This is a genomic window from Pseudomonas sp. CBZ-4, from assembly GCF_000346755.1.
In the GTDB taxonomy this organism is placed as follows: Bacteria; Pseudomonadota; Gammaproteobacteria; order Pseudomonadales; family Pseudomonadaceae; genus Aquipseudomonas.
The window spans coordinates 1-23,418 of the sequence record NZ_ANNV01000029.1 but is presented as its reverse complement, the minus strand read 5'-3'; the positions used below and the strand labels follow the sequence as shown (position 1 = coordinate 23,418).

The 23,418-nt window shown below is 60.5% G+C and carries 15 protein-coding genes, 1 tRNA gene and 2 pseudogenes; 4 read left to right on the top strand and 14 right to left on the bottom strand.

The annotated features are described in order from the left end of the window. Nucleotides 1–60 precede the first annotated feature (60 nt). Complete coding sequence (locus B348_RS0104045) at nt 61–2,130, bottom strand: TonB-dependent siderophore receptor (RefSeq protein ID WP_017734877.1); 2,070 nt, start codon at nt 2,128–2,130, stop codon at nt 61–63. Nucleotides 2,131–2,539: 409 nt separating this feature from the next. Between B348_RS0104045 and B348_RS0104040 the strand changes: the two genes are divergently transcribed. Further along, a complete protein-coding gene (locus B348_RS0104040; RefSeq protein WP_026136539.1) occupies nt 2,540–3,835 on the top strand; it encodes an OprD family porin in 1,296 nt (431 codons plus the stop codon). Nucleotides 3,836–3,908: 73 nt separating this feature from the next. Here the strand turns inward: B348_RS0104040 and B348_RS0104035 are convergent, their stop codons facing one another. The 7 genes from B348_RS0104035 to B348_RS0104005 form a co-directional block, all read right to left on the bottom strand. Then, nucleotides 3,909–6,038 (bottom strand): M48 family metallopeptidase, encoded by a 2,130-nt coding sequence (locus B348_RS0104035; protein ID WP_017734875.1) that lies wholly within the window; start codon nt 6,036–6,038, stop codon nt 3,909–3,911. Nucleotides 6,039–6,090: 52 nt separating this feature from the next. Next, nucleotides 6,091–7,656 (bottom strand): M48 family metallopeptidase, encoded by a 1,566-nt coding sequence (locus tag B348_RS0104030; protein ID WP_026136538.1) that lies wholly within the window; start codon nt 7,654–7,656, stop codon nt 6,091–6,093. Nucleotides 7,657–7,668: 12 nt separating this feature from the next. After that, the gene (locus B348_RS0104025) at nt 7,669–8,034 is read right to left on the bottom strand and encodes a hypothetical protein (protein ID WP_017734873.1); all 366 of its coding nucleotides are present in this window, start codon (nt 8,032–8,034) and stop codon (nt 7,669–7,671) included. Between the two features lie 37 nt (nt 8,035–8,071). Next, the gene (locus B348_RS0104020) at nt 8,072–9,415 is read right to left on the bottom strand and encodes a CHASE2 domain-containing protein (protein WP_017734872.1); all 1,344 of its coding nucleotides are present in this window, start codon (nt 9,413–9,415) and stop codon (nt 8,072–8,074) included. A gap of 140 nt (nt 9,416–9,555) precedes the next feature. Next, on the bottom strand, nt 9,556–11,985 hold the full coding sequence (locus B348_RS0104015; protein ID WP_017734871.1) for a TonB-dependent receptor: 2,430 nt from the start codon (nt 11,983–11,985) through the stop codon (nt 9,556–9,558). A 100-nt stretch (nt 11,986–12,085) separates the two neighbouring features. Beyond that, on the bottom strand, nt 12,086–13,033 hold the full coding sequence (locus B348_RS0104010; protein WP_017734870.1) for a FecR domain-containing protein: 948 nt from the start codon (nt 13,031–13,033) through the stop codon (nt 12,086–12,088). Then, complete coding sequence (locus B348_RS0104005; protein WP_017734869.1) at nt 13,033–13,533, bottom strand: sigma-70 family RNA polymerase sigma factor; 501 nt, start codon at nt 13,531–13,533, stop codon at nt 13,033–13,035. Before B348_RS0104005 ends, B348_RS0104010 begins: the two co-directional genes overlap by 1 nt. A 716-nt stretch (nt 13,534–14,249) precedes the next feature. On the opposite strand from B348_RS0104005, the gene B348_RS0104000 reads away from it, so the two are divergent. Then, nucleotides 14,250–14,564 carry a colicin E1 family microcin immunity protein gene (locus B348_RS0104000; RefSeq protein ID WP_017734868.1) on the top strand — a complete coding sequence of 105 codons (315 nt, stop codon included), beginning with the start codon at nt 14,250–14,252 and terminating at the stop codon, nt 14,562–14,564. A 61-nt stretch (nt 14,565–14,625) separates the two neighbouring features. Here the strand turns inward: B348_RS0104000 and B348_RS1000000132125 are convergent. After that, nucleotides 14,626–14,784, bottom strand: a pseudogene (locus B348_RS1000000132125) (hypothetical protein); the annotation flags it as partial. Between the two features lie 68 nt (nt 14,785–14,852). Beyond that, nucleotides 14,853–15,050 carry a hypothetical protein gene (locus B348_RS1000000131835; RefSeq protein ID WP_157356468.1) on the bottom strand — a complete coding sequence of 66 codons (198 nt, stop codon included), beginning with the start codon at nt 15,048–15,050 and terminating at the stop codon, nt 14,853–14,855. A gap of 673 nt (nt 15,051–15,723) precedes the next feature. Between B348_RS1000000131835 and B348_RS1000000131885 the strand changes: the two are divergent. Next, a pseudogene (locus tag B348_RS1000000131885) lies at nt 15,724–15,966 on the top strand (hypothetical protein); the annotation flags it as partial. Between the two features lie 69 nt (nt 15,967–16,035). On the opposite strand, the gene B348_RS0103990 reads toward B348_RS1000000131885, so the two are convergent. From B348_RS0103990 to B348_RS0103975, 4 genes are all read right to left on the bottom strand, one after another. Continuing rightward, nucleotides 16,036–16,111: transfer RNA gene (locus tag B348_RS0103990), tRNA-Thr, on the bottom strand. Nucleotides 16,112–16,219: 108 nt separating this feature from the next. Further along, nucleotides 16,220–17,596: an HlyD family type I secretion periplasmic adaptor subunit gene (locus tag B348_RS0103985; protein WP_026136536.1), complete on the bottom strand. Its 1,377-nt coding sequence runs from the start codon at nt 17,594–17,596 to the stop codon at nt 16,220–16,222. Then, a complete protein-coding gene (locus B348_RS0103980; RefSeq protein WP_017734865.1) occupies nt 17,586–19,739 on the bottom strand; it encodes a type I secretion system permease/ATPase in 2,154 nt (717 codons plus the stop codon). The genes B348_RS0103985 and B348_RS0103980 overlap by 11 nt, the downstream gene beginning before the upstream one ends. Before the next feature lie 45 nt (nt 19,740–19,784). Then, complete coding sequence (locus B348_RS0103975) at nt 19,785–21,137, bottom strand: TolC family outer membrane protein (RefSeq protein ID WP_017734864.1); 1,353 nt, start codon at nt 21,135–21,137, stop codon at nt 19,785–19,787. A gap of 341 nt (nt 21,138–21,478) precedes the next feature. Between B348_RS0103975 and B348_RS01000000129695 the strand changes: the two genes are divergently transcribed. Further along, the coding region (locus B348_RS01000000129695; protein WP_017734863.1) for a retention module-containing protein at nt 21,479–23,418 on the top strand (1,940 nt) is incomplete at its 3' end.

Genomic DNA, 23,418 nt, shown 5'->3' with positions numbered 1-23,418 from the left:
AGGTGCTGACCCACCGCTATCGCAGGCAAGCCAGCTCCCACATTGGTTCTGTGTTTGGGTTTAGAAGCTGTAGGTGCCCGTTACGACGAGGCTACGCGGCTCGCCTGGCTGAATCTGCGCCACGCTGGTCGCCGACGCGTAGTAGTTCTTGTCGGCGATATTGTTCAGCGCCGCGCGCACATCCCATTCCTTCTGACGGAACCCGGCCAACGCATCCCAACGGCCGTAGCCCGGCAGCACCACGGTGTTGAGGCTGTCGGCGTAACGGTCGCCCACCAGGGTCAAGCCGGTTTCCGCGTACCAGCCCATCTCCGGTTTCCAGGTGATGAACAGGCTGCCATTGCGCTTGGCCACGTCGTTGACGCGCTTGCCTTCAAAGCCGTTGTTGTCCTTCACCACCGTGGCGTCCTGCAGGCCAATCCCCCCGCGTACGTACCAGTTGCCGACGATCTTGCCGGTGGCGGTCAGCTCGACGCCGCGTGAGCGTTGCAGGCCGCTGAGCAGCGTAATGGTGCGGTCCAGTGGGTCGGCGGTGCGGCGGTTGTAGAGTTCCAGTTCGTACACGGCCAGGGTGGTGCTCAGGCGGTCGTCGAGCCAGTCGCTTTTGACGCCGATTTCCTTTTGCTTGGTCAGCTCGGGGCTCAAGTCGTTGGCGCCGCTGGTGGCGCTCGGGGTGATGCCGATCAGGCCGCCGCCCGCTGGGGAGAACGTCTTGCTCCACGAGGCGTAGAACGAGTGGTTTTCCAGGGGCGTCCACACCAGGCCGATGCGTGGGCTGGCGTTATGGCTGTCGACGTTTTGCTGGAGGTTGTTGATTTTGTTCTTGGTGTCGACTTCAAAGCGGTCGTAGCGCAAGCCGGCGAGGACTTGCCATTGATCGTTCAGGCGCAGTTGGTCCTGCACGTAAACGGCACGGCTTTCGACTTCGGTGTGGTTGTTGCTCGATAGGCTCATGCGCCCGGTGTGGCTCAAGTGGCGATTGGGCTGGTTGAGGTCGAGGCGCGGCACGCTCGTGCCGCCGTTGTAGAGCTTCGGATCGCGGCGTTGGCTGCCCATTTCGACGCCGGTGAGCAGGCGATGCTCCAGGCCGAAGGTGCTGAAGCTGCCTTCCAGTTCGACGTTGTTGGTGATGTTGAAGGTGCGCAGGTCCTGCTGCCAGCGCTGGCGCGTGACGCTGTTGGTCGCCGGCACGTAAGCGACTTGGTAGGTGTTGTCGAAATCGCTGTCGAGCTTGAACAGGCCGAGGGTCTGGCGCAGTTGCCAGTTGTCGTTGAGTTCATAGGCGAGCTTGGAGCGCAGCGACTGGGACTTGTCGTCGATGTAGTCGCGGCTGTCGCCGTAGGTGGTGCTGCGGCTCACATCGGCCGGGCGGCCATTGACGCCGGGGATGCCACGATCGGGCGTGCGGTTGTAGCGGCTGTATTCGTATTGCACCAGCCAGTTCAGGTCGGGCGTGAGCTGCCAGCTCATGGACGGTGCGAACAGCTGGCGGTTGCCGCTGACGCCATGACGGAAGCTGTTGTTGTCCTGGTTGCCCATGTTCAGGCGCAGGCTGATGGTGTCGCTGGGGTCAGTGCTCAAGTCGGCGTACAGGCTGCGCAAATCATTGCTGCCGCCCTGGGCTTCGATGCTGGATTTATGCCCGGCGCTGGGCAGTTTGCTCACGCGGTTGACGATCCCTCCCTGACCGCCTCGCCCGTAGAGTACTGCGGCCGGGCCCTTGAGCACTTCGATGCGCTCGATGTTATGCAGGTCTCGGACGTATTGGCTGTCGTCGCGGATGCCGTCGAGGTAGAAGTCGTTGCTCGCGTCGAAACCGCGAATGCGCAGGCTGTCGAAGCGCGTATCGGCGCCGCTGCTGACGTTGGGAATGCCGCTCAACGCCTGGCCCAGGTCATTGGTGCCGTAGGACCGCAGGCTTTCCGTCTTCACCGAGTCGATGGCCTGGGGCACATAACGCACCGGGGTGGCTGTGCGCGTGGCGGTGCTGGTTTCCTTGATGCGTGGGTCGTCTTCGTCAGCTTCGGCGCTGATCGACGTAGCGGGCAAGGTGGTGGCAGCACAGGCAAAACCGGCGGACAGCAGAACGGAGAGCCCAAGGGTGATGGGCGTCAGGCGTGGGGCAGGCATGGGGAAATGTATCCGAATTGTTTGGGAGAGGAATTGCGCGTTAATGGTAATGCTTTGCATTAACGCTCGTGATGGATTCCCAAATGTATCGGCTTTGAAATGTGTTACAGAATGTGTTTAACGACCCGGTTGATAGGGTTTTTTGTCGTTTTCAGAAGCGCTGTAGGCCGTTGCTTAGAATTATTTCGCCTAAATACAGACGATTCGCGAAATTGACACATAGTTCCGGGCGCGACTAGGATTGCGCCCAACGCCTGTGGCTAACAGCCATGACTCATCCAATAAAAAAAGGCCCGCGGCAGTTCAGTCGTCCGCGGGTCTTCTTTTTTCCGGGAAAAGTCGATACCAGAAAGCAATACGGAGCCTGGTGTCATAGCGCGTACTCAACCAGTAATAAGGAATATAAGAAATGTTGAAGCAACGGATGAGTCTGATCGCTCTGGGGATTTTGAGCGCATCGACAGCAATGGCCAACGACCAGGAACAATCCAAGGGTTTCGTTGAAGACAGCCACCTGAACATTGCGGCACGTAACGCTTACATCAGCCGTGACTACAAAAACCACAACCAGGACAAAGCTGAATGGGGCCAAGGCTTCATCGGCAAGTTCGAGTCCGGTTTCACCCAAGGCACCGTGGGTGTGGGTGTGGACGTACTGGGCCAATACGCTATCCGTCTGGACGGTGGTAAAGGTCGCAGCGGCGGCGGCGGCATCGACTTCTTCAAGCAAGGCGACAGCGGCGCGGCCGCCAACGACCTGGCCAAGGGCGGCGCAGCCGTGAAGGCGCGTATCTCCAACACCGTACTGAAATACGGTCAGCAACTGCCGAACGTACCGGTCCTGGCCTACGACAGCGGCCGTCTGCTGGCGGAAACCTACGAGGGCACCTCGATCGTTTCCAAAGAAATCGCCGGCCTGCAACTGGACGCTGGTCATTTCACCAAGCAAGGCCGTAAAAGCGCCGAAGGCAGCGACAGCGGCCACCTGAAAAGCATCGACTACGTCGGCGGTAGCTACAAGTTCACCGAAAGCCTGTCGGCCGCGCTGTACGCTTCCGATATGCAGGACGTGCTGAAGAAGCAATACGTCAACGTGAACTACGTGCTGGCCCTGCCAGAGAAGCAGTCGCTGACCTTTGACTTCAACGGCTACAAAACCAAGCTGGACAAAGATTTCGCCCAGCTGACCCAAGGCGATCAAGACGCCCGCGACAACAAAATCTGGAGCCTGGCGGCTACTTGGGCTGTTGGCGCACACAGCTTCACCGTCGCTCACCAGCGCAGCACCGGTGACACCGGCTACCTGTACAGCGGCTACCACCAGGACAACAAGAACAGCGGCATTGGCGACGGTGGCAACACCATCCTATTGGCCAACTCCTACTGGTCTGACTTCAACGGCAAGGACGAGCGTTCCTGGCAGGTTGGCTACGGCTTGGACTTCAGCGCCTACGGCGTGCCTGGCCTGAGCTACAACGTGGCTTACGTGCGCGGCACCAACATTGACGACGGTACCAACCGTGGCAATGGCACCGAGCGCGAAATCTTCAACCAGTTCAAGTACGTGGTTCAGAGCGGCCCAGCCAAAGACCTGAGCCTGCGTGCTCGTGCCTCGTGGTTGCGCGTTTCGAACAACGCCAGCAACTACAACATTGGCGGTAACGAACTGCGTCTGTTCGCTGACTACCCGATCAACGTTTTCTAAGTGATCGCTTGTAGTGCCTGATTTCAGGCGATAAAAAACCCCGACTGGTTCGGGGTTTTTTTATGCCGCGGGATCAGTCCTCGCGGTGCTGCAAAATGCTGCGGGCCAGTGCGGCATTCTTGTAGTCGAGCATCATCGACAGTCCTTCATAGGGCTCGATTTTTTTCCCGTCGATGCACAGCTGCGCCATCAGCAGCAGCACCTGGCGCTTCTTCTTGTTGACCCGTACACCGGGCACGCCGAATGCGGTCTTGCGCGTTTCGGGCAGCGGCGCCTCGGGTGTCAGTTGGATCGTCACCCAGATCCCCTGGACGAACTGCAGCGTGATCTCGTCGATATGCGCGATGGGCAGCGGCTGCGCCAAATTGTTGAATACAAAATGCTCGGGCGTGAGGCGCAAGGCGGTCTGCGGTGCGCGCTTGAAGCGGCGGATGCCCAGCCACAGCAGGGCCAGGCCAATCAGGCCAAGGCACGCGCCTGCGCCGAGCGCCGACAGCGGCGTGCCCTTCATGCGCTCCGGGGCAAGCCAGGGGCGGCTCATTGCAAACAGGCCCGCCAGCACAAAGGGCAGGCCCGACACGGCCATCAGCGCGCCGCGCCACTGGCCGCCTTCGTGCAATTCACGCTCGCCTGCGGCCGAAGCCGCCAGGGTTTCCAGCAGGTGGGTGTGCGCCGATTCTTCGGATGCCGCCACCGCGATCAAGTCCTGCGTCAATTGCTCGCGCAGTGTGTGCGGCGCGCTGAAGCAGGCGTCGATTTGCGCGTTCGCTGCGTCGGCGTCGACGGCGCGGGTGGCGCTGTGTAGCGCGTCTTCCAGCGGTACGTGCAGGGCCTGCAAGCGCTCGCCATTGGACGGATGGGAGTCGGTGGGGTGTGGCTGATGAATGTCCAGTGCCTCGGCTGGCAGGTGCAGCTCAGCGCCTTGCAGCGCGTTGAGCACGGTAGCGGGCAAGTCGCGTTCAGCGACGTTTTCGCACGCGGTCATCAGCGCGTCGTCGATCGGCGCCTGCAACACCGAGACCCGCAACAATGCCGAAGCGGCAGCCGCATTGCCCACCAGCCGTGCGCCGGCGGCATCCGCGAGCAATTCGCGCTCGCGGCTCCAATGGTTCACCGCATGATCAAAGCGCTGCATGAAAAACTCACCGAGCATGAACGACGGGCGCATCAGGCGGCCCTGGATCGGGTCGCTGGCCGCCATGGTTTCGAGCAACCCGCAGAGGCTGCGGTGAACCCCGTCGTAGATCGGCAAGAAGCGCAGGCTGTAGGCGGTGTCGTCGCCGGCAAAGTGCGCCAGCTCATGGCCGATCACTGCGCCGATTTCCTCACGGTCCAGCAGCCCCAGGTACAGCAACGGGAGATGCAGGGTGCGCCCGCGCAATGGGGTTTCGGCGGGCATCACCAGGGCATCGCTGGAGGTCACGTAGAAGCCCTGGGTCAGGCTCACCACGATATGCTCCGGCGGCAACGCGCCCAGCTTGGCCGCCAGCTCATCGACGTGGCGCCACAGGCCCGGCGCCTGTTCCGGCGTGACGCGCTGCCCGAACATCTCCAGCGGCGTGGGTTCGAACATCGCCAGCATGGGGCGCAGTTGCTTGAGCAACAGCCAGATCGAATACAGGCAAAACGTAGCGACGACCCCCAGGATGCCCATCAGCTTCATCTCGCCGCTGCCAAGCCGGCCGACATGCCACAACGCCAGGCCCTCGAAGAGCAGCACCAGCGCCACCATCGCGGCCATCGCCACCACATGGCTCACCAGCACATAGGGCAACAGGCGGCTGCCGAGGGAGAACACCTGCAACAACGTCTGCCGCGACTGCTGCGCGCGGTGCCCGGCCCAGTGTGTGCCAGCGAGTGCGGCCAGGCCGATGAGGGCCGCGAGCGACCCGAGGCCGATCACCCATGGCGCCAGTGCGTGCAGGACGCGGTTGATGCGGTGGGCGGTGGGCAGCTCGGCTTCGGTTTTTTCCACCCGCGCGATGGCCTCTTGAACGGTGATGAGGCCCTCGGGTGGGGGGATTGCCGATGCGGGTTGTCTGGCGGCTACCGCTTGCAGGGGTTGTTTGTAGTTCGCGAGGTTGAGGCGCAATTCAACCAGCGCCGTGGCGGCGCGGTCAGCCCGCTGAAGCTCCCAGCCGCCAAGGGCGGCCAGGAGCATGGGGAAAACAACCAGCAGGCAGATCAGCTTCAGGGCGTTCATGGGAGTCCGTTCACAACGCGGGAAAAACCCGGTTATACCGAAAAATCCCGCGTCAGGCCTTCACCGGCGCCAGTTTCTTGCAGTTCTCCTTGCGCGTCGGGTACTGCTCGCACTTGCGCAGCACGCTTTGCACCTGTTGCGCGTTCTGCATTTGTTGATTGGCCAGCAGCTTCTCGGTGATGAACAGCTCTTCCGAACCGAGGTGGCGCTCGGCCTTGTCGATCATCGCCAGCGCCGATTGCCCATCGCCGCGCTTGAGGTGGTAGCTGATCATCAGGTCATAGGTCGAAGGGCCGGCCAGCGACCAGTCCTTGATCGCCTGCAACTCCTTGATCGCCTCGCTGCTTCGGCCCTGGGCCAGGCGCACGGTGTAGGCGGTGCGGCGAATGCCCGGCTGATCCTTGACCGGCGAGGCCAGTGCCTTGCGCACAAAACCATCGGCATCGGACACCTTGTTTTTCTCCAGGGCGTCGATGGCGAAGTAGGCGTCTTTATAGCCCTGCATGGCCTTCGCCACTTGCGGCGTGTTCTTCATCGTCGTCCAGCTTTGCGGGCTGACCCTGGCGCGGCGTTCCTGGCGGTATTCGCGCTGCAGGTACTGGCGCAGCTCGGTGTCGCGGTCCATCGCCGACATGTGCGAGCGGTTGAAATACTGAGTGGTCGCGGTGATGCCGGTGGTCAGGCCGTCCTTGACCAGCACGTCCAGCTCTTTGGTGAACTGGTTGAGGTTGAACTGCTGCAACGAGTCCTGCATGGCGTTCTTGCGCGCGGTGAGAAAGCCGGTGAGCAACGGTTTTTGCTTGCCCTGGAAGTCATTCAAGCGCTCCAGGCTATGGGTGGCGGCGCGGGGCGCGTAGCCGGCGCGGATCATCAGGTCGGTGCCGAGCAAGTCGGCCTGGTCTTCCTGGCTGCGGCCCCAGGCGGTGCTCCACACGTGGTCGGAAAAGGTGTTGGCCAACGTGGTGTACAGCACCGTGTTGCCGATGGTTTTCTGCGTGCCGGCCGGGTCTTTGCTGAACACTTTCATGGTGCCGGAGCTACGGTCGATGCCGGTGTCGGCGGCCATGGTGGCCAGGGCGACCGTGGACGCGACCGTGGTGAACATCTCTTTCTGCTGCTGGAAGGCGGCCATGCGGTCATGGTGATGCAGCAGCACGTGGCTCATCTCGTGGCCGAGCATCGCGGCGATTTCATCTTCGCTGCCGACGTTATCCAGCATGCCCAGGGGCACGAACAGGTTGCCGTACGGGTCCGCTGAAGGCCCGAAGCCGTAGCTGTCGGTGATCTTCACCTGCAAGGTCGGCAACTCACCCGGCCAGCCTTTGGACAGGCGCGTGACGATGCCCTGCAAGTACACCTGCAACATCGGGATATCCACCAGGTTCTGCTGGCGCGCTTCAGCTGCCGGCACCGCGCGGCCGTCGTAGCTCAAGCGTTGCTGGCTCTGGCGTTGCGGGTCGAGCTTGTAGTACTGGCGCACGTCGGTGTTGTCCACGTAGTGGCCCTGCACCCTGGATTGGGTCGAGGGGCCCACCAGGTTCATGAAGGCCTGGTCCGCCCCCTTCAATGTCGCGCAACCGCTCAGCAGTGCGCTGGCCAGCAATAGATATCCCTTCACCGCCACGCTCCTTTATTGATTGCAGCCCGCACCAAAACCGATGGTGGAGTTGTTGCGGCTGTCTTTGGTCTGGCTCTTGGTCAGGCCCTGGCAAGGCAGCTCGACGATATTGAGCGGCGGCACGATGCGCAGGTCCATGGTGTCCAGCCAGACCTTCTGGCCGGCCAGTTCCACCTGCACCAGGTCGAGCGCCTTGTTGTACTGCAACACCGGCACGGGTTGGCTGGGCGTGTCTTTTTTCGGCAGCTCGCGCTGTTGCTTACCCTGCTCATCCAGCACCGCCACCGGGTCGGCGAGGAAGGCCATAATGTTGTGGGTTTCGGCCCAGGCGCCTTGAGTGAACAGGGCGGCGAGCAATACGATCAGGTGTTTGTTCATCCTTGGGTTCCTTGAGTCAAAAAATACAACGGCGCCTTCAGCGATCGCGGTCGAACCAGGCTTCGATCCGTTCGCTGAACAGCACCAACGACAGCAATACAATGCCCAGCACGTTGACCGGGGTGATGTGGTTCAGGCTCAGCAGCACACTCAGCGCGATGAGCACCGACATCACCAACAGCCACGATGGGCATGGCGACGTGAAAAACCAGATTTCCTGGCGCCGCCAACGGCTCCAGGTGCGATAGCCCGCCAGCCGCCGCGCGTGCAGGGCCTTGAGCAAGGCGATGAAGGCGAGCAGGCCGATCTCGACAAAGTCCAGCCAATGGAAAGGCAGGCCGGGCAGGTTGGCGGGCTCGTGGTCGTAGGCCATGCCGTCGTTGATCAGGTTATCCAGGGCCATGGCGTGCAGGTACACGCCGGGGAGTTGGCCGTGGACCGGCGACTCCACGAGGTCGCCGGTGGAGGTGATGTTGGCGCCGACCAATACCAGGCGGTCGCGCAACAATTCGGCGATCAGTTCTTGGTCTTGCGGGTCGCTGACTTCGAGGTCGCTGGCCGACAAGGTCAGCGTGTAGGGGCAGCGCGCCTGGGCCGAATCGTCGAGCTTCCAGAACACCGCCTGGAACAACTGCGCCACCGCTTCCAGCAAAAAATGCCGCGCCGGCGCGCAATGGCCGATGTCGGCGATGCGTGCTTGTTCCGGTGCGAGTTTCAGGCCCCATTGCACGGCGATGGGTTGCATAGCGGCGGCGACTTGCGCATCCACCGGCGGCTGTTTACACGGTTGGGTGGAACAGAAGTGTCGATACATCGCCAGGGCCGGCGTTTCCATCAGCCCGGTCGGGGTGTTCACTGCCAGCGGGTACTTGTCGTCCACGCCTTCCCACGCCACCAGGCCCGGTCGGCTGACTTCGACAAACGGCGCCAGGGTATTGGCCTGGCCTGCTTCGCCGCGCACTACACCGGTGTTGGCCAACCACAACGGGATGCCCTGGCGTTGATAGCGCTCGAACACGTTCGCCAACAACTGGCTGCCCCGCGCCGGGTCGCCGAACGAGTGGTCGTGGCTGTAGAGCAGATCCACAAACACCGCCTTGGGCTTGTACGCGAGCAAGCGCTTGAACAGCTTGCTCTGCTCGCCGTAGGGCATCGGCCAGGAGGTCTGGTTGCGCATCAGGTAGGCGTCGTCGATCAGGATCACGGCCACCTGCTGCTGGCCGGTGCTTGGGTAACTGCTGGCGAACAGACGGCTGAGCCACTGGGACGAGGCCTTGTCACTGGAACTGGCCAGGCCGAACGGGTCGAGGATCGCCAGCAGGACGATAAATGCGGCCAGCCAATAGCGGCGGTATTTGAACAGCGGGGGGTTCGACAACATCCGTGTCTCGATAAAAAGCACAAGCAAGACAGGGTTTTTAGCGGAGCGGGGAGGGGGTGTCAATTGGAAAAGTGGCTAAGTGCCATTGCGCTGGACCAATCCAAACCCCTCGGCCAGACTGCGGCCGAGGGGTGTAGCGGTCAGAAATTCCAGCGCGTGCTGAGCATCACGTTACGGGGGTCGCCGTAGTAGGCCGAGTTATAGAAGCCGATGTTGGTGTAGTAGGTCTTGTCGTAGACGTTGTTGACGTTGAGCGTGGCCGAGACGTTGTCGGTGATCTGGTAGCGGGCCATCAGGTCCAGCAGCCACAGCGGTTCCTGGGAGAAGTTGTCCTGGCTGCCGGTGGTGTAGTTGTTGGTCAGCAGTTTCCAGCCGGTGCCTTGCCAGCGCACGCCGCTGCCCAGGGTGAGCTTGTCCAGCGCACCGGTCAGCTTGTAGCTGGTGTAGAGGTTGAACTGGTCTTCCGGTTCCCAGGTGGACAGCTTCTCGCCCTGCTTGTCGCGCATGATCTTGTGGGTGTAGCCCGCCTGCAATTGCCAGCCGGGTGCCAGCTCGCCGGAGATTTCCGCTTCGTAGCCCTTGGTCTTGGATTCCACGCCTTTATAGGCGCCGTACAGCCCGGGGATGGTTTCGGAGACATAGCTGTCGTCGCTGACCGCACGGTTGTCCTCGTGGATTTCAAAGTAGGCGAGGCTGGCGTTCAGGCGGCCATCGAAGAATTCACCCTTGAGCCCGATCTCGTAGTTCTGGCCTTCATCCGGCTCCACCGGTTTGTTATTGAGGTCGCGGTATTCGCGCTGCGGCAGGTAGATCTCGGTGTAGCTGGCGTACGCCGAGAGGTAGTCGTTGAGGTCGTAGGTGAGGCCGGCGTAGGGCACGACCTTGCCGGTGTCCTTGACCTGGCTGGTGCCGGTGACTTCGAAGTTGTTGACCCGGGTGCCGAGCATCAGGTGCATGGCGTCCGTCACGTTGAAGCGGGCGGTAACGTAGCCGGCGCTCTGGCGCGTGGTTTCGTCGTTGTAATTCGTCATCGGGCCACGGCCTGGTTCTGCGGCGTCGCCATCCCAGGGGAAGTAGTCGTGGCTGTTGCCGTTGACGTGGACGGCGGCGGTGTAGTCTTTGCCGGTCCAGCGCGAGCGCGACACCGAGGTGCCGACCACCAGTTCATGTTCGCGGCCAAACAGGCTGAACGGGCCGGTGGCGTACAGGTCGCCGGTGTCGCTGGTGGTTTCACCGTAGTAGGCGCGGGTCAGCATCATGGCTTTGCCGGTGGTCGCGTTCGGGCTCAGCAGGGCGGAGAGCGGCGCGTCGTAGCCGTTGATCTGGTGGTTGTATTGCGCCTTGCCCACCCAGCCGTTGGCGAATTCGTGTTCGAGGGTGGCGAAGCCGGTGCGCGTGTACTGCGCCCACGAGCTGAACTTGGCGCCGTTGTTGAACGAACGCGGTGTGCTGATACGGTTGCCGGCCGAATCGTACAGTGCTGCCGAACCGGACCAGCTGGAGCCCTGCGGGTCGCTGTCCTGGTAGTCGGCGCCGACGGTCAGCAGCGTGTCGGGGGACAGGTCGAATTCCAGGATGCCGTAGTACACAGCGGTCTGGCGCTGGTAGTGGTCGAGGAACGAGTGCTTGTCCTGATAGGCCGCGACGGCGCGCCCCCGCACGTTGCCCGACTCGGTCAGCGGGCCGCTGACGTCCACTTCCGAGCGATAGTTGTCCCAGGAACCCGCGCCCAGGTCGATGTAGCCCTTGAATTCCGAGGTGGGTTTCTTGCGCACCATATTGATGGTGCCCCCCAGGCCGCCGGCGCCGGTGAGCAGGCCGGTGGCGCCCTTGAGGATCTCGACGCGGTCGTAGATCACCGTGTCGGTGAGGGTATGGCCGGAGGAGTATTGCGCGTCCTGCAGGATCGGGATGCCGTCGTACTGGAAGTTGCGAATGGCAAAGCCACGGGAGTAGTAGGACGTGCGCTCACTGTCGTAGGCCGCGACGGTGATGCCCGGCGTGTGGCGCATCACATCGTCGAGGGACTTGAGGCTGAAGTCGTCCATGGCCTGGCGGGTCACCACGGAGATCGACTGCGGCGTCTCCCGTGGGGTCAGGACCAATTTGGTCGCGGTGGCGATGGTGCCGGGTGTGTAGGAGCCGCTGCCTTCGGTCACGGTGCCCAGCTGGTTGGTGGTGACTTCGGTGGCGCGCAGTTGCAGGGGGCCGTCGCTGGTGCTGGCGACCAACACATAACCGCCGTTGCTCTGGCGTTGCGCTGCCAGGCCGCTGTTGGCCAGCAGGCGTGCGAGGCCCTCTTCAACGGTGTACGCGCCCTTGAGCCCTTCGCTGGTGAGGTTGCGCGTCTGCTGAGTATCGAACGAAATCGTCACGCCCGCCTGCACGCCGAATTGGGTCAGTGCGTTGCCTAGCGAGCCCGGTGCAATCTCGTACGCGGCCTGGCTCTGGGCGTTTGCGGGAGTGGCTTGCAGCGCCAGCGCGGGCAGGCTGGCCAGGGTCAAACCAAACAGCGCCAGACGCACGGCACGGGCCATGGCCGTCTTGGCGGTAAGAGGAAGCGGGAGCATTCGATTGTCCTTGCGTAGTCTTGGCAGAGAGCCGCTGTGTGCGCGGCTTGTGTCATTGACGGATGAGAATCGAAATCAGCAAGGTTGCCTGCGGTTTTATTTAAAGGGCTTCGATGCTGACCCAGTAGCGTGTGAGGTAAGTCACTTTTACTGGTAGGGATTTGCCCAGGTTTTGTAGGACGGTGTCAGTGTCGTCAATCCGAAACGCGCCGGAGATGCTCAGGTTCTGTACCTGAGGCGCACAGCGCAACACGCCGGGGCGGTAGCGGCCCAACTGGGTGATGAAATCCCCGAGGCGCCAGTCGTCCACGCTCAGCATGCCCTGGACCCAGGCGGTTGAGCCCTGCGGTAAAGGGCGAGGACGGCCGATGGCATCGCGGTCGAAGCTGACGTGTTGGCCGGCTTCCAGGGTGAGTCGTTGCGTGTCATTGCGGCGTGGGCGGACTTCGACAGCGGCCTGTTCGACGCCCACTTCGGTGTGATCGCCCCATTGGCGCACGCTGAATCGGGTGCCGAGTGCGCGCACGTTGCCATCGCTGGTGGTCACGCTGAACGGCCGCTGGGCGGGGTCCTTGGCGGTCTGCACAAGAATCTCGCCCTGGTACAACAGGATCAGCCGTTGCTGGCCGTCGAACTGGATATCCAGCGCCGTATCGACATTCATTTCCAGCCGCGTGCCATCGTCCAGTTGCAGCGAACGCCGCTCACCGGAGCGGGTGCGTTGCCCGGCGAGCATCGAGCGATACGGCACCTGCTCCACCGCCAGCCATGAGCCTGCGCCCACGGCCATCAGCATGCCGAGGATCTTCAACACATCGCGTCGTTGTTGCTGCGCCGCCCCCAACCCGGAAAGCGCCGCCCGCTGCGGCATTCGCGCCCACTGCTGTTGCAGCGCCTCCACCCGCGCCCAGGCCGCCGCATGCTGCGGGCTGGCGTGCAGCCACGTCTGCCAGGCGCGGGTGCGCGCCTCGTCGGCTGCGCCGTCATTCAGCTGCACATACCAGGTGGCGGCGGCTTCCAGGGTCTTCAGATCCAGCGGCGCAGCCATCAGGGTTCGACCAGCAACAGGCATTGAGTCATGGCGCGGATCAGATGATTCTTCACCGTCGTCACCGACACGTCGAACCGCTCGGCGGCCGCCACGTAGGTCAGGCCTTCGAGCTGCACCGCGAGGAAAATCTCCCGCGTACGCGTACCCAATTCATCGAGCAGGCTGTCGATCCCCAGCAACATCTCAATGATCGACAACCGCACCTCCGGCGACACCGCCACCGGTTCCGGCTGTTGCGCCAACGCGAACAGATACGCCTGCTCAATCGCTCGCCGACGGGATTTATCGATCAACAACGAACGGGCAATCGCACTCAGGTAACCGCGAGGTTCACGGATGGGTGCCGCGTTGCGGGCCGTCATGACGCGTATGAAAGTGTCCTGCGCCAGATCGGACGCATCCGCCGCATTGCCCAGACGCACGCGCAACCAGCCTTTTAGCCAACTGTTGTGTTCGCTGTAGAGCTGATGGAGCGCGGAGTGATCGAGGGGCGACATGAGCGGGCCATTGGGGAGTAAATGGTAATGGCTCTCATTATTGTGATGGTGGGGTTTTATGCAAGGGGTAGAGCGTACAAAGCACGATTTTGAATGCCGGGCTCGTGCAACCAGCGGATTTACCAATAGGCAGGCTTAAGGGCTGGTGAACCGTACGCAAGACTCAACCCTCAGAAACGAAAAAACCGGCACAAGGGCCGGTTTTTTCACCCTAACGGCCAGGGAATTTAATCACTGCGTACGGGGCTGACTAGTGGACGGATGATGACAACGGTTGGGCTATCGCTACCGTCAAACGTCGAAGGGGCGCTCATTGGCAATGAAAGCACTAACCGGGGAGGGGGTAGCCTGTCTATAAGCTTGGGTTTACTCAATGCTGGCACTCAGGAATGGGGCATGTGAATTCGTGAGGGCGTGTGACTGAACTGGCGAAAAATGGGAATAGGGCATGGTTCGCGCGTGGTTTGTTTCCCGTAAAAATTATTCGTCTTTATGGATACGTCATAATGATTATTGCCAATTCATAATTCTGCATAAAGTTAGAAGTGGGGACTGTCTCCATTTCCTGTTATGCATCGCGGCCAAATAGTGGTTCGTTCGGCGCACGATGGAAATCTGGCCAGATCTTCGATGAGTGTAGTAGCCTTGCGGGAACAGAGGGCTAGATTTATTGCGTTTAATTACACGTTAAGCGTTTTGGACAAGGATTGGTAAATATGGAAAAAAGTTACTTTTTCAAGAATTTAGTCATTGGGGTTGTGCTGTTTTTTATATGTGTATTCGTTTTTAGGTCAAGTGATGATGCCGTTGTATTTTTTGTCGTGTCTGGCGTAAATGCATTTTTGTTCCCCTTCTCAAAGCGCCTCGTAGAAGATGCTGTGTTCCGTTATACGAAAAAGGGGGTTTGGGAGACGGGTCCATCAAGGACGGCTGCTGCAAATGGCGGTCACGCGCTTTTGTATTCGTTTTATTTTGCGTTTGCCATTCCGTTAGGAGTGTTATTTTTGATGTTGTTTTACATGAAAAAATAGCGCTGCCGTATAGGCAGCGCGATTTGTTACTGTGCCTTAATGAGTGCGTTTAGGTCGGCGGCTAGCTTGCCGTTAATCGCGCACCTGTGGCTGCAATCAGAGCAGCAAACGCTATGAGGCGTAGGGGTGTTACAGCAATGAAGCCGAGCATTGCACTAACCGAGGCTGTTGCTGCTACGCCAAGGGCGATTGATTCGATCTTCACAAAAAACAGTTTGCAATCGCCCGAGTTTGCGAAATGGGGACAGTCCCCATTTGCCTCAGTTCGTCATCCACAGCGAATCCATTTTATAAAGCCCATGTTTTTGGGAGTTCAATCGGCGGCGCTACCTCGTGATGCACGCATGGTTTGCACTCCAAGAAAATAAATACGTTCGTCGGGACGATCGGTTGAGTAGGGGAAAGCATGGTTTGAACGAGCATCAAGGCTTTGAGAAGGCTCATTGCATCAGTCAAGAAACCAAAGATTTTACGACGGGTTGACATGATTGGTTGTTCCAATTTATGTGTGGAACAAGCCATTTACAGTTTTAAAATCGTGGGCTTTCCCAGGGCTTTTTTAGCGGGTAGCGGGTTCACATTCCAACGACTGCGAGACTGAGATTTGCTGGAGGCAATGCGGAGCAATAGTCGTGAAATCGCTTCATCCATTTTTAGATCCGCCTGACATCCGTCAATGGGTAACCTCTCGGCCTTTCCAATACACCGACACGCCATTGCGCTACCGCGCCTAAACTGAAATGGCTGTGATTGGCCATGATGTTTGGATTGGCAGTGATGCGATGATCTTGGAGGGTGTGAGGGCCGGAACGGGTGCTGTGATTGCGGTGCGGGCAGTTGTGGTGAAGGACGTGCTGCTTTATTCCATCGTTGTAGGCTTCCCCGCAAAAGTTGTCAGGTTTAGGTTTGAGCCAGCGTTGATTGAGCTGTTGCTCGCGATCCGTTGGTGGGATGTTGAGGTAAATGCATTGGGGGGCGCTTCGGTTGAATCATCTATCTGCCGGTCTCAAGTTGCTGGAGCGTATTCAACTAGAGAAGTCCGGCGTTTTAAAATCCGACATCAAAGCCTCCGATGCCTGCGAACAGACTGTCAAGGATGGGTTGGTGCATTTGTGTACTCGTTCTTCTGGGGGAATGGGGACTGTCCCCATTTCCCGATACCTTCGCCATGCACTTCATGATGAATTGCGGTGACATCCTGACCCTACAGCGGGGGGTTGGGCACACCACTCTGGCCATGACTCAGAAATATGCGCATTTCAGTCCTGGGCATATGGCGGAGGTGGTTTCGTTGAATCCGTTGGCGGGTATTTTTGAGAAGAAGAGGAAGAAGAAAAGTTGGCAGGGGGAGAGCGTCCAAAAAATGAAATTGGACGAATCTTGGACGGAAGGGGGTTTTTGATGGTTTTAGGTGGCGTGATTTTCTAAACCCCAGAAACCACAAAGCCCCGCATTGCGGGGCTTCGAGATATGGTGCCGGCACCAGGAGTCGAACCCGGGACCTACTGATTACAAGTCAGTTGCTCTACCAACTGAGCTATACCGGCGTGTTGGGCGACGATTATAGCGACTGCCAAGGTTCTGTAAACCCCTGAAATCTGACTATTTTTGCGAAAACCCAAGTTTTCGCATCACCGCCCCCTATTTCCCCGCAATCACCGCTCGTGCATCGCCTCAGCCCGGGACTTGATGATCGGTTTGAGCAGGTAGCTCAAGATGCTTTTCTTGCCGGTGATGATGTCCACCGAAGCCACCATCCCCGGGATGATCAGCAGTGGCTTCTCGTCTGTGCCCAGGTGGCTGCGGTCGGTGCGCAGTTTGATGATGTAGAAGGTGTTTTTCTTCTCTTCATCCATCACGGTGTCGGCGCCGATCTGTTCGAGTTTGCCTTTGAGGCCGCCGTAGATGGTGTAGTCGTAGGCGGTGAATTTGATCATGGCTTCCTGGCCGGGGTGCAGGAAGGCGATGTCTTGTGGGCGGATCTTGGCTTCGACCAGGATCGTGTCGTCCAGTGGCACCACTTCGGCCATGTCGCTGCCAGGCTGGATCACGCCGCCGACGGTGTTGACCAGCATCTGCTTGACGATGCCGCGCACGGGCGAGGTGACCATGGTGCGGCTGACGCGGTCTTCCAGGCCCTTGGAGGTGGCTTGCGCCTTGCTCAGCAGGGTGCGGGCTTCGTTCAGCTGGGCGAGGGCTTCGCTGCGGAATTTGCCGCGGGTTTCGTCGACCTTGCGCTGCACTTCGTTGATTGCCGCCTGGGCGCGGGGGATGGCCAGGGTGGTGCCGTCGAGCATGCCGCGGGTTTCCACTTCCGAGCGCTTGAGGCGCAGGACTTCTACCGGCGAAATGGCGCCCTGTGCCACCAGCGGTTCGGACATGCCGATCTCCTGGCGCAGCAGGTTCAGGCTGTTGCGGTACTGGTCCTGTTTGGAGCTGAATTCACGCAGCTCCTGCTGGCGTTGCAGCAGTTGTTGTTGCAGCCCGCCAATTTCGTCGGCCAGTTGCTGGCGGCGGCTGGCGTACAGCGATTCTTCGTTCGACACCTGGTTGGGCACGGCTTTGCGCGCAGCGTCGGTGATCTTCAGCGGGCGGTCGTCGACTTCCGCGCTGAGGCGTTCCACACGCAGTTCCATGGACACGCGCTCGGCTTCGGTTTCGCCGACGTTGGAGGCAAAGCGCGTGTCGTCCAGGCGGATCAGTGGCGCGCCGGCTTCGACGATCTGGCCTTCGTGCACATAGATCTGGGCGACGATGCCGCCCTCCAGGTTCTGGATCTTCTGGATGCGCGACGACGGGATCGCCTTTCCTTCGCCCTTGGTCACTTCGTCGATGATCGCGAAGTGCGCCCACAGCAGCATGAACACGAAAAAGCCGATCACCCCCCAGATGGTCAGGCGCACGATGCGCGGGGCGTCGTCGATCAGGGCTTTTTCGACTTCGGGCAGGGGCTGGTCATCCAGCGAGTCGCTGCCCTTGAAGTAGCGGAAGATCACATCTTTCCAACGGCCTGGGCCGGACTTAAGCAACACTGATCTGCCCCTTTTTCAGCGCTTCCATGACGGCCGCTTTTGGACCGTCCGCGAGTATCTGGCCACGGTCGATCACCAGCAGGCGATCCACCAGGCTCAACAGCGAGGCGCGGTGGGTGACCAGAATCACCGTCTTGTTTTCGATGACGGCTTGCAAGCGCTGTTTCAGGCGCTCTTCACCGGTGTTGTCCATGGCGCTGGTCGGTTCGTCGAGCAGCAGGATCGGCGGGTTGAGCAGTAACGCACGGGCCAGGGCGACGTTCTGGCGTTGGCCGCCGGAGAGGTTCTGTCCGCGCTCGCCGACTTGCAACTCGTAGCCTTGCGGGTGCAGCCTGGCGAATTCATGCACGCCAGCCAGTTCTGCGGCTTGCAGCACCATTTCATCGTCCACGTAGCGCGCACCCGAGACCAGGTTGTCGCGCAGGGTGCCGGCCAGCAGCTGGATGTCCTGGGCAACGTAGCCGATGTTGTGGCGCAGCTCGCTGACGTCGATCTGGCGGATGTCTACACCGTCCACCAGCAACGACCCCGAGTCCGGCTGGTACAGGCCCACCAGCAGCTTGGCCAGCGAGCTTTTGCCCGAGCCGCTGCGGCCGATGATGCCGATTTTTTCGCCCGGGCGGACGTTCAGGTTGATCCCGCGCAGGGCCGGGTTCTGCTGGTCCGGGTAGGTGAAATTGACTTCGCGGAAGGTCATCGCGCCTTGCAGCGTCTTGCGGCTGAGGGGGCGTTCGTCGAAGTTGCGTTCCTGCGGCAGCTCCATCATCTGGTCCACCGAAACCATCGTCACCTTGGCTTGCTGGTAACGCGTCAGCAGGCCCGACAACTGGGCCAACGGGCCGAGTGCGCGGCCGCTGAGCATGTAGCAGGCCACCAGGCCGCCCATGCTCAGGGTGCCGTCGATGATCTGGTACACACCGAAAATGATCATCGCCACGCCGGCCACTTGCTGGATCAGCAACGTGATGTTCATCGCCAGGCCCGACAGCACCTTGACCCGCAGCTCCAGGCGGCTGAGGGTGCCAATGGTTTGTTCCCACTGGTATTGGCGTTCGCTTTCGGCGTTGTTGACCTTTACCGCATCCAGCCCGGCGAGGGTCTCGATCAGGCTCGACTGGCGCTCGGCGCCCAGGGCCATGGTGCGCTCAAGTGTCGCGGTCAGCGGTTTTTGCAGGAAGTGGCCGATGCCCAGGGCGAGCGGGAAGGCGACGATGGGGATCCACACCAGGTGGCCGCCCAGCAGCGCGATCACGCCGAGGATGATCAAGGTAAACGGCAGATCGATCAGGCTGGCGAGGGTCAGGGACGTGAGGAAGTCGCGCATCCCCTGGAACTCGTGGATGTTCGAGGCGTAGCTGCCGACACGCGCCGGGCGCATTTTCATCGACATGCCGACGATGCGCTCGAACAGCGTCGCCGAAATGATCAGGTCGGTTTTCTTGCCCGCCAAGTCCAGGCACAGGCTGCGCATGCTCTTGAGCAACAGGTCGAACAGATAGGCGCCGCAGATACCGATGGCCAGCACCCACAGGGTGGCGGTGGCCTGGTTCGGCACGACGCGGTCATACACGTTCATCACGAACAACGGCGCGGCCAGGGCGATCAGGTTGATCACCAGGCTCGCGGCGATGGCGTCGGCGTATAGCCAGCGTGAACGCTTGAGGGTGTCTTTGAACCACGAGCGAGCGCGTGGGATCAGGGTGCCGCTGGTTACGTCAAATTTATGCTGCGGCTGGGCGAAGAAAACCCGGCCGCTGTAATCCTGGCTCAGCACTTCACGGCTGACGTGCACTTCGCCACCGTCACTTTCGCTGAGCAGCAGGCGGGCGGTATCGCCCTCCCAGCCCAGCAGCACCGCACTGCGCCCTTCCTTTAATAGCAGCAAGGCCGGCAATGCGATGGAGGGGATCTGTTCCAGCTTGCGTTGCAGCAACCGCCCCTGCAAACCCGCCCGCGCTGCTGCGCGCGGCAGCAGGTCGGCGCTCATGCGCTGGCCTGCCAGCGGCAAGCCGGTGGTCAGCATGGCCCGACTGGCGGGCTTGTAATGCAGGGAGCAGAGAGCCAACAACCCATCTAGCAATGGGTCGTCATGCTGAGTGCGCGGGTCATGGTTGAGTTGCGCCACACCAATTTCAGGATCCAAGCTGACTCTCTCTTAAGCGGTTTTGTGGTTCAACGCCGTCAAGAATCAGTTCATCCCTGGCAGGTTTACCGACGGTTTAATATCGTTTTGCACAACTGATGCCATCGGAGCAACCACGCCCTGACTTTTCAGCAGTTGGCCCATGTCGGCCTTGATACGGTACTGCGTGTAGATATGCAGGCTTTTGATCTGGGCCAAACGCTGCTGAGCGGTGAACAGTTCGTTCTCGCTGTCGAGCAAGTCGAGCAGTGTACGCTCACCGAGGCTGAACTGCTGCTGGTACGAGGTGCGAACTTTGGTGCTGCGGTCCACGTATTGCTGCGCGATCGGCACCTGTTGGGTGGCGTTGTTGTAGGCGTTCCACGCCAGGCCCAATTCTTCATTCAACTGGCGCAGGGCGTTGTTGCGGATATCCAGCGCCTGGGTGGCCTGGGAAGCCTTGGATTGCAGGCTGGCCTTGTCGCTACCGCCGTTGTACAGGTTGAACTGCATGTTCAGCATCGCGGAATAACCATTGTCATGGCCTTCGTCGCCGCCGACGTTGTTGTTGGCGGAGCGTTGCAGCACGGCATCAAAACGCGGGTAGAAGGTCGACTTGGCGGCTTCGTACTGCTTTTCGGCAGCGGCGATGTCGGATTCGGCCGAGCGCAGCACCGGGCTGTCGGCGATCATCTGGCGACGGGCTTCATCCAGGCTGGCAGGCAGTGCGGTCACAACGCCCAACGGCTTTTCAAGTTGATCGGGTTCTTTGCCGACAACGCTGAAGAAGTTGGTGTTGGCGTCCGCCAGGTTGGTCTGCTCGGTGATCAGGTTGTTTTGCGCCTGGGCCAGACGGGCTTCGGCCTGGTCCATGTCCGCCATTCTTCCGACGCCACGGCTGGTGCGCAGTTTGATCTGGTCAAAAATCCGTTCATGGCTTTTCAGGTTGTCTTCTGCCAGTTGCACCATCTCGCGACGGGTCAGGACATCCAGATATACCTGGGCGACGGTCAGCGCGGTGCGCTCGGAGGTATTCAGCAGTGCATAGCCACGGGAGTTGGCGGTGGCTTGTTGGCGGCCGACTTCATTAACGGTGCCAAAACCCTGGAACAAATTTTGTTGCAGGCGGATGGTCGACTCGCCGCGGTTCAGGGTTTTCCAGTCATGGCTGTTGCTGGCGGCGCGGGTCGAGGTGTTGTCGGAGCTTTCGCGGCCATAACCACCCAACAGGTCCACTTTAGGCAGGTAGCCGCCCTGGGCTTCGCGGACTTGGTAGTCAGCGGCAATGCGCGCATTGATGGCAGCCTGGATCTCAGGATGGTTCTGCACCGCGTCTTGCATCGCTTCCGGCAGGGTCTGGGCCTGGACGAAACTGGCGGCTAGAGCAAACGGCACGGCTTTAAGAAGGTGCAAACGCATTCTGGTGTTTCCCCGGGATTGGTTGCCTTAAAAACGCAACAAACGTGAAAAATTGCATTGGAATTGGCAACCGAAATGACTGCTTGTCATAGGAACCTGGTAGTCCAAACAGAAAGTCGCGAGCCGATTAAATATCAATGTGACATTACCGGGCGGATTGTTTAGGATGGCGCCAAATAGGTCAATACCTTGACGGAAAAGTAATTTGCTGAATTAAACAACAAATTATTGACGCCAAATATTCCACACTTAGTTAAGTACTCCAGCTATCGAATCGGCATAGGTAATGAGGCCGGTCTCCATGATGGATGCCCCGAACGGTAATACACGGAGAGTCTTTTATGAGCAGCGTTGCGGTCGTCAAAAGCATTGTCGGTCAAGTGTTTGCGGTATCCCCGGAAGGGATTCGTCGCCTGCTTGTAGAAGGGGATCGTCTGTTCGCCGGTGAGCAGGTTGATACGGGCGCAGCGGGCGCCGTGTCCCTGGAATTGGCGGATGGCCGTACCATCGACCTGGGCCGTGACACTCAGTGGAGCGCAAACGCTCCTGACTCCGTCACCGACCTCAGCGCCGCCACCGCTCAAGCCGCACCGTCCGTTGCCGAACTGCAGCAAGCCATCGCTGCCGGTGCCGACCCGACCCAAGACCTCGAAGCCACCGCAGCCGGCCCGACCTCTGCCGGCGCCGACGGCGCGGCTGGCGGCGGCCACAGCTTTGTCGTGCTGGAAGCCACCGCAGGCGTGGTTGACCCCACCATCGGCTACCCGACGACCGGCTTGAATGCCGGTGACGCAGTGGGCACCACCCAAACCGGCGCCACCGACACCAATGGCCCCGATGCGCGCAGCGTCACCATCACCCTGACCGCCACGCCGAGCATCACCGAAGCCGGTGGCGTTGTGGTTTACACCGTATTCATCACCCAGGCGCCGACCAGCGACCTGACCGTTACCTTGTCCAACGGCCTCTCCGTGGTGATCGCTGCCGGCCAGACCTCGGGCGCGCTGAACGTCACGTTCGCGGGTAACGACACGCCTTACCTGGACGCCTCGTCGATCTCCGCGACCATCACCGGCACCGCCGGCGGCGGCAACCTGATCATCACCACTGACCCGGCGCCAGCGGTTACCCAGATCAACGACACCATCGACACCACCACCGTCACACTGACCGCGACCCCGTCGGTGAATGAAGGCGGCCAGATCGTCTATACCGCGACCGTGAACAACCCGGCGCAGACCGACGTCGTCATCAAGCTGTCCAACAACACCACCATCACCATCGAGGCCGGTAAATCCTCCGGCACGGTCAGCGTCGACACGCCTGCCAACCTGGCGGATGGCAAAGACCTTGCCGTCAGTGTCACGATCACCGGCGCCACTGGTGGCAACTACGAAGACCTGGCGATCAACCCTGCGCCAGCGACTTCGACCGTTGTTGCTGTGGATGATCCGAGCGTATTGGCGCCGGATACCAACACAATCGCTGAAGATAGCGTCGCTACCGGCAACGTGTTGAGCAACGACAGCGACATCGACAACGTGTTGAGCGTGGCCACCTTCCAGGTGGGCGGCAACACCTATAACGCCGGCCAAACGGCCACTATCGAAGGCGTGGGTAGCATCACCATCGGTGCCGATGGCGCCTACACCTTTACCCCGGTCAAGGATTACAACGGTGAAGTGCCAACCATTGGCTACACCACCAACACCGGCTCCAGCAGCACGCTGAATGTGACGGTGACACCGGTGAACGATGCGCCGGTGATCGAAGTGACGGGCAACACCCTGGTCGAAAACACCGCCGTCGCCGGCACTGTGGCGGGCACCTTTGTGGCCCGCGATGCAGAAACGCCAGCTGCCCAGCTGAAGGTCGTGTTTACGGGCGACAGCAATAAGGATGGCTACTACGCCATCGTCGATAACAATGTCGTGCTGACCCAGAAGGGCGCGGACTTTGTGAATGCCGGTAATCAACTGCCGCAGATCGACCTGACTGTCACCGACCCAGAAGGCCTGAATTCCAGCAACAACGCCCAGCCGACCGTCACCCTGCAAAACGATGTGCCGGTGATTGAGGTGGTTGCCAATACCATCGTTGAAGACACCGCTACAGCGGGCACCGTCGCCGGTACCTTCGTTGCCAAAGACGAAGAGACGCCGCGCGATGGCCTGACCATCAGCTTCACGCCGGGCACCAACGACGCTGGCTACTACGCCATCGTTGGTAACAACGTTGTGCTGACCCAGGCGGGCGCGAACTTCGTTAACGCTGGTAACCA

Coding starts and splice junctions, on each gene's coding strand:
- B348_RS1000000131835 (WP_157356468.1), bottom strand. CDS start 15,050: ATGTCAACCCGTCGTAAAATCTTTGGTTTCTTGACTGATGCAATGAGC.
- B348_RS0104010 (WP_017734870.1), bottom strand. CDS start 13,033: ATGGCTGCGCCGCTGGATCTGAAGACCCTGGAAGCCGCCGCCACCTGG.
- B348_RS0103975 (WP_017734864.1), bottom strand. CDS start 21,137: ATGCGTTTGCACCTTCTTAAAGCCGTGCCGTTTGCTCTAGCCGCCAGT.
- B348_RS0104000 (WP_017734868.1), top strand. CDS start 14,250: ATGGAAAAAAGTTACTTTTTCAAGAATTTAGTCATTGGGGTTGTGCTG.
- B348_RS0104020 (WP_017734872.1), bottom strand. CDS start 9,415: ATGTTGTCGAACCCCCCGCTGTTCAAATACCGCCGCTATTGGCTGGCC.
- B348_RS0104015 (WP_017734871.1), bottom strand. CDS start 11,985: ATGCTCCCGCTTCCTCTTACCGCCAAGACGGCCATGGCCCGTGCCGTG.
- B348_RS0104040 (WP_026136539.1), top strand. CDS start 2,540: ATGTTGAAGCAACGGATGAGTCTGATCGCTCTGGGGATTTTGAGCGCA.
- B348_RS0104005 (WP_017734869.1), bottom strand. CDS start 13,533: ATGTCGCCCCTCGATCACTCCGCGCTCCATCAGCTCTACAGCGAACAC.
- B348_RS0104025 (WP_017734873.1), bottom strand. CDS start 8,034: ATGAACAAACACCTGATCGTATTGCTCGCCGCCCTGTTCACTCAAGGC.
- B348_RS0104035 (WP_017734875.1), bottom strand. CDS start 6,038: ATGAACGCCCTGAAGCTGATCTGCCTGCTGGTTGTTTTCCCCATGCTC.
- B348_RS0104045 (WP_017734877.1), bottom strand. CDS start 2,130: ATGCCTGCCCCACGCCTGACGCCCATCACCCTTGGGCTCTCCGTTCTG.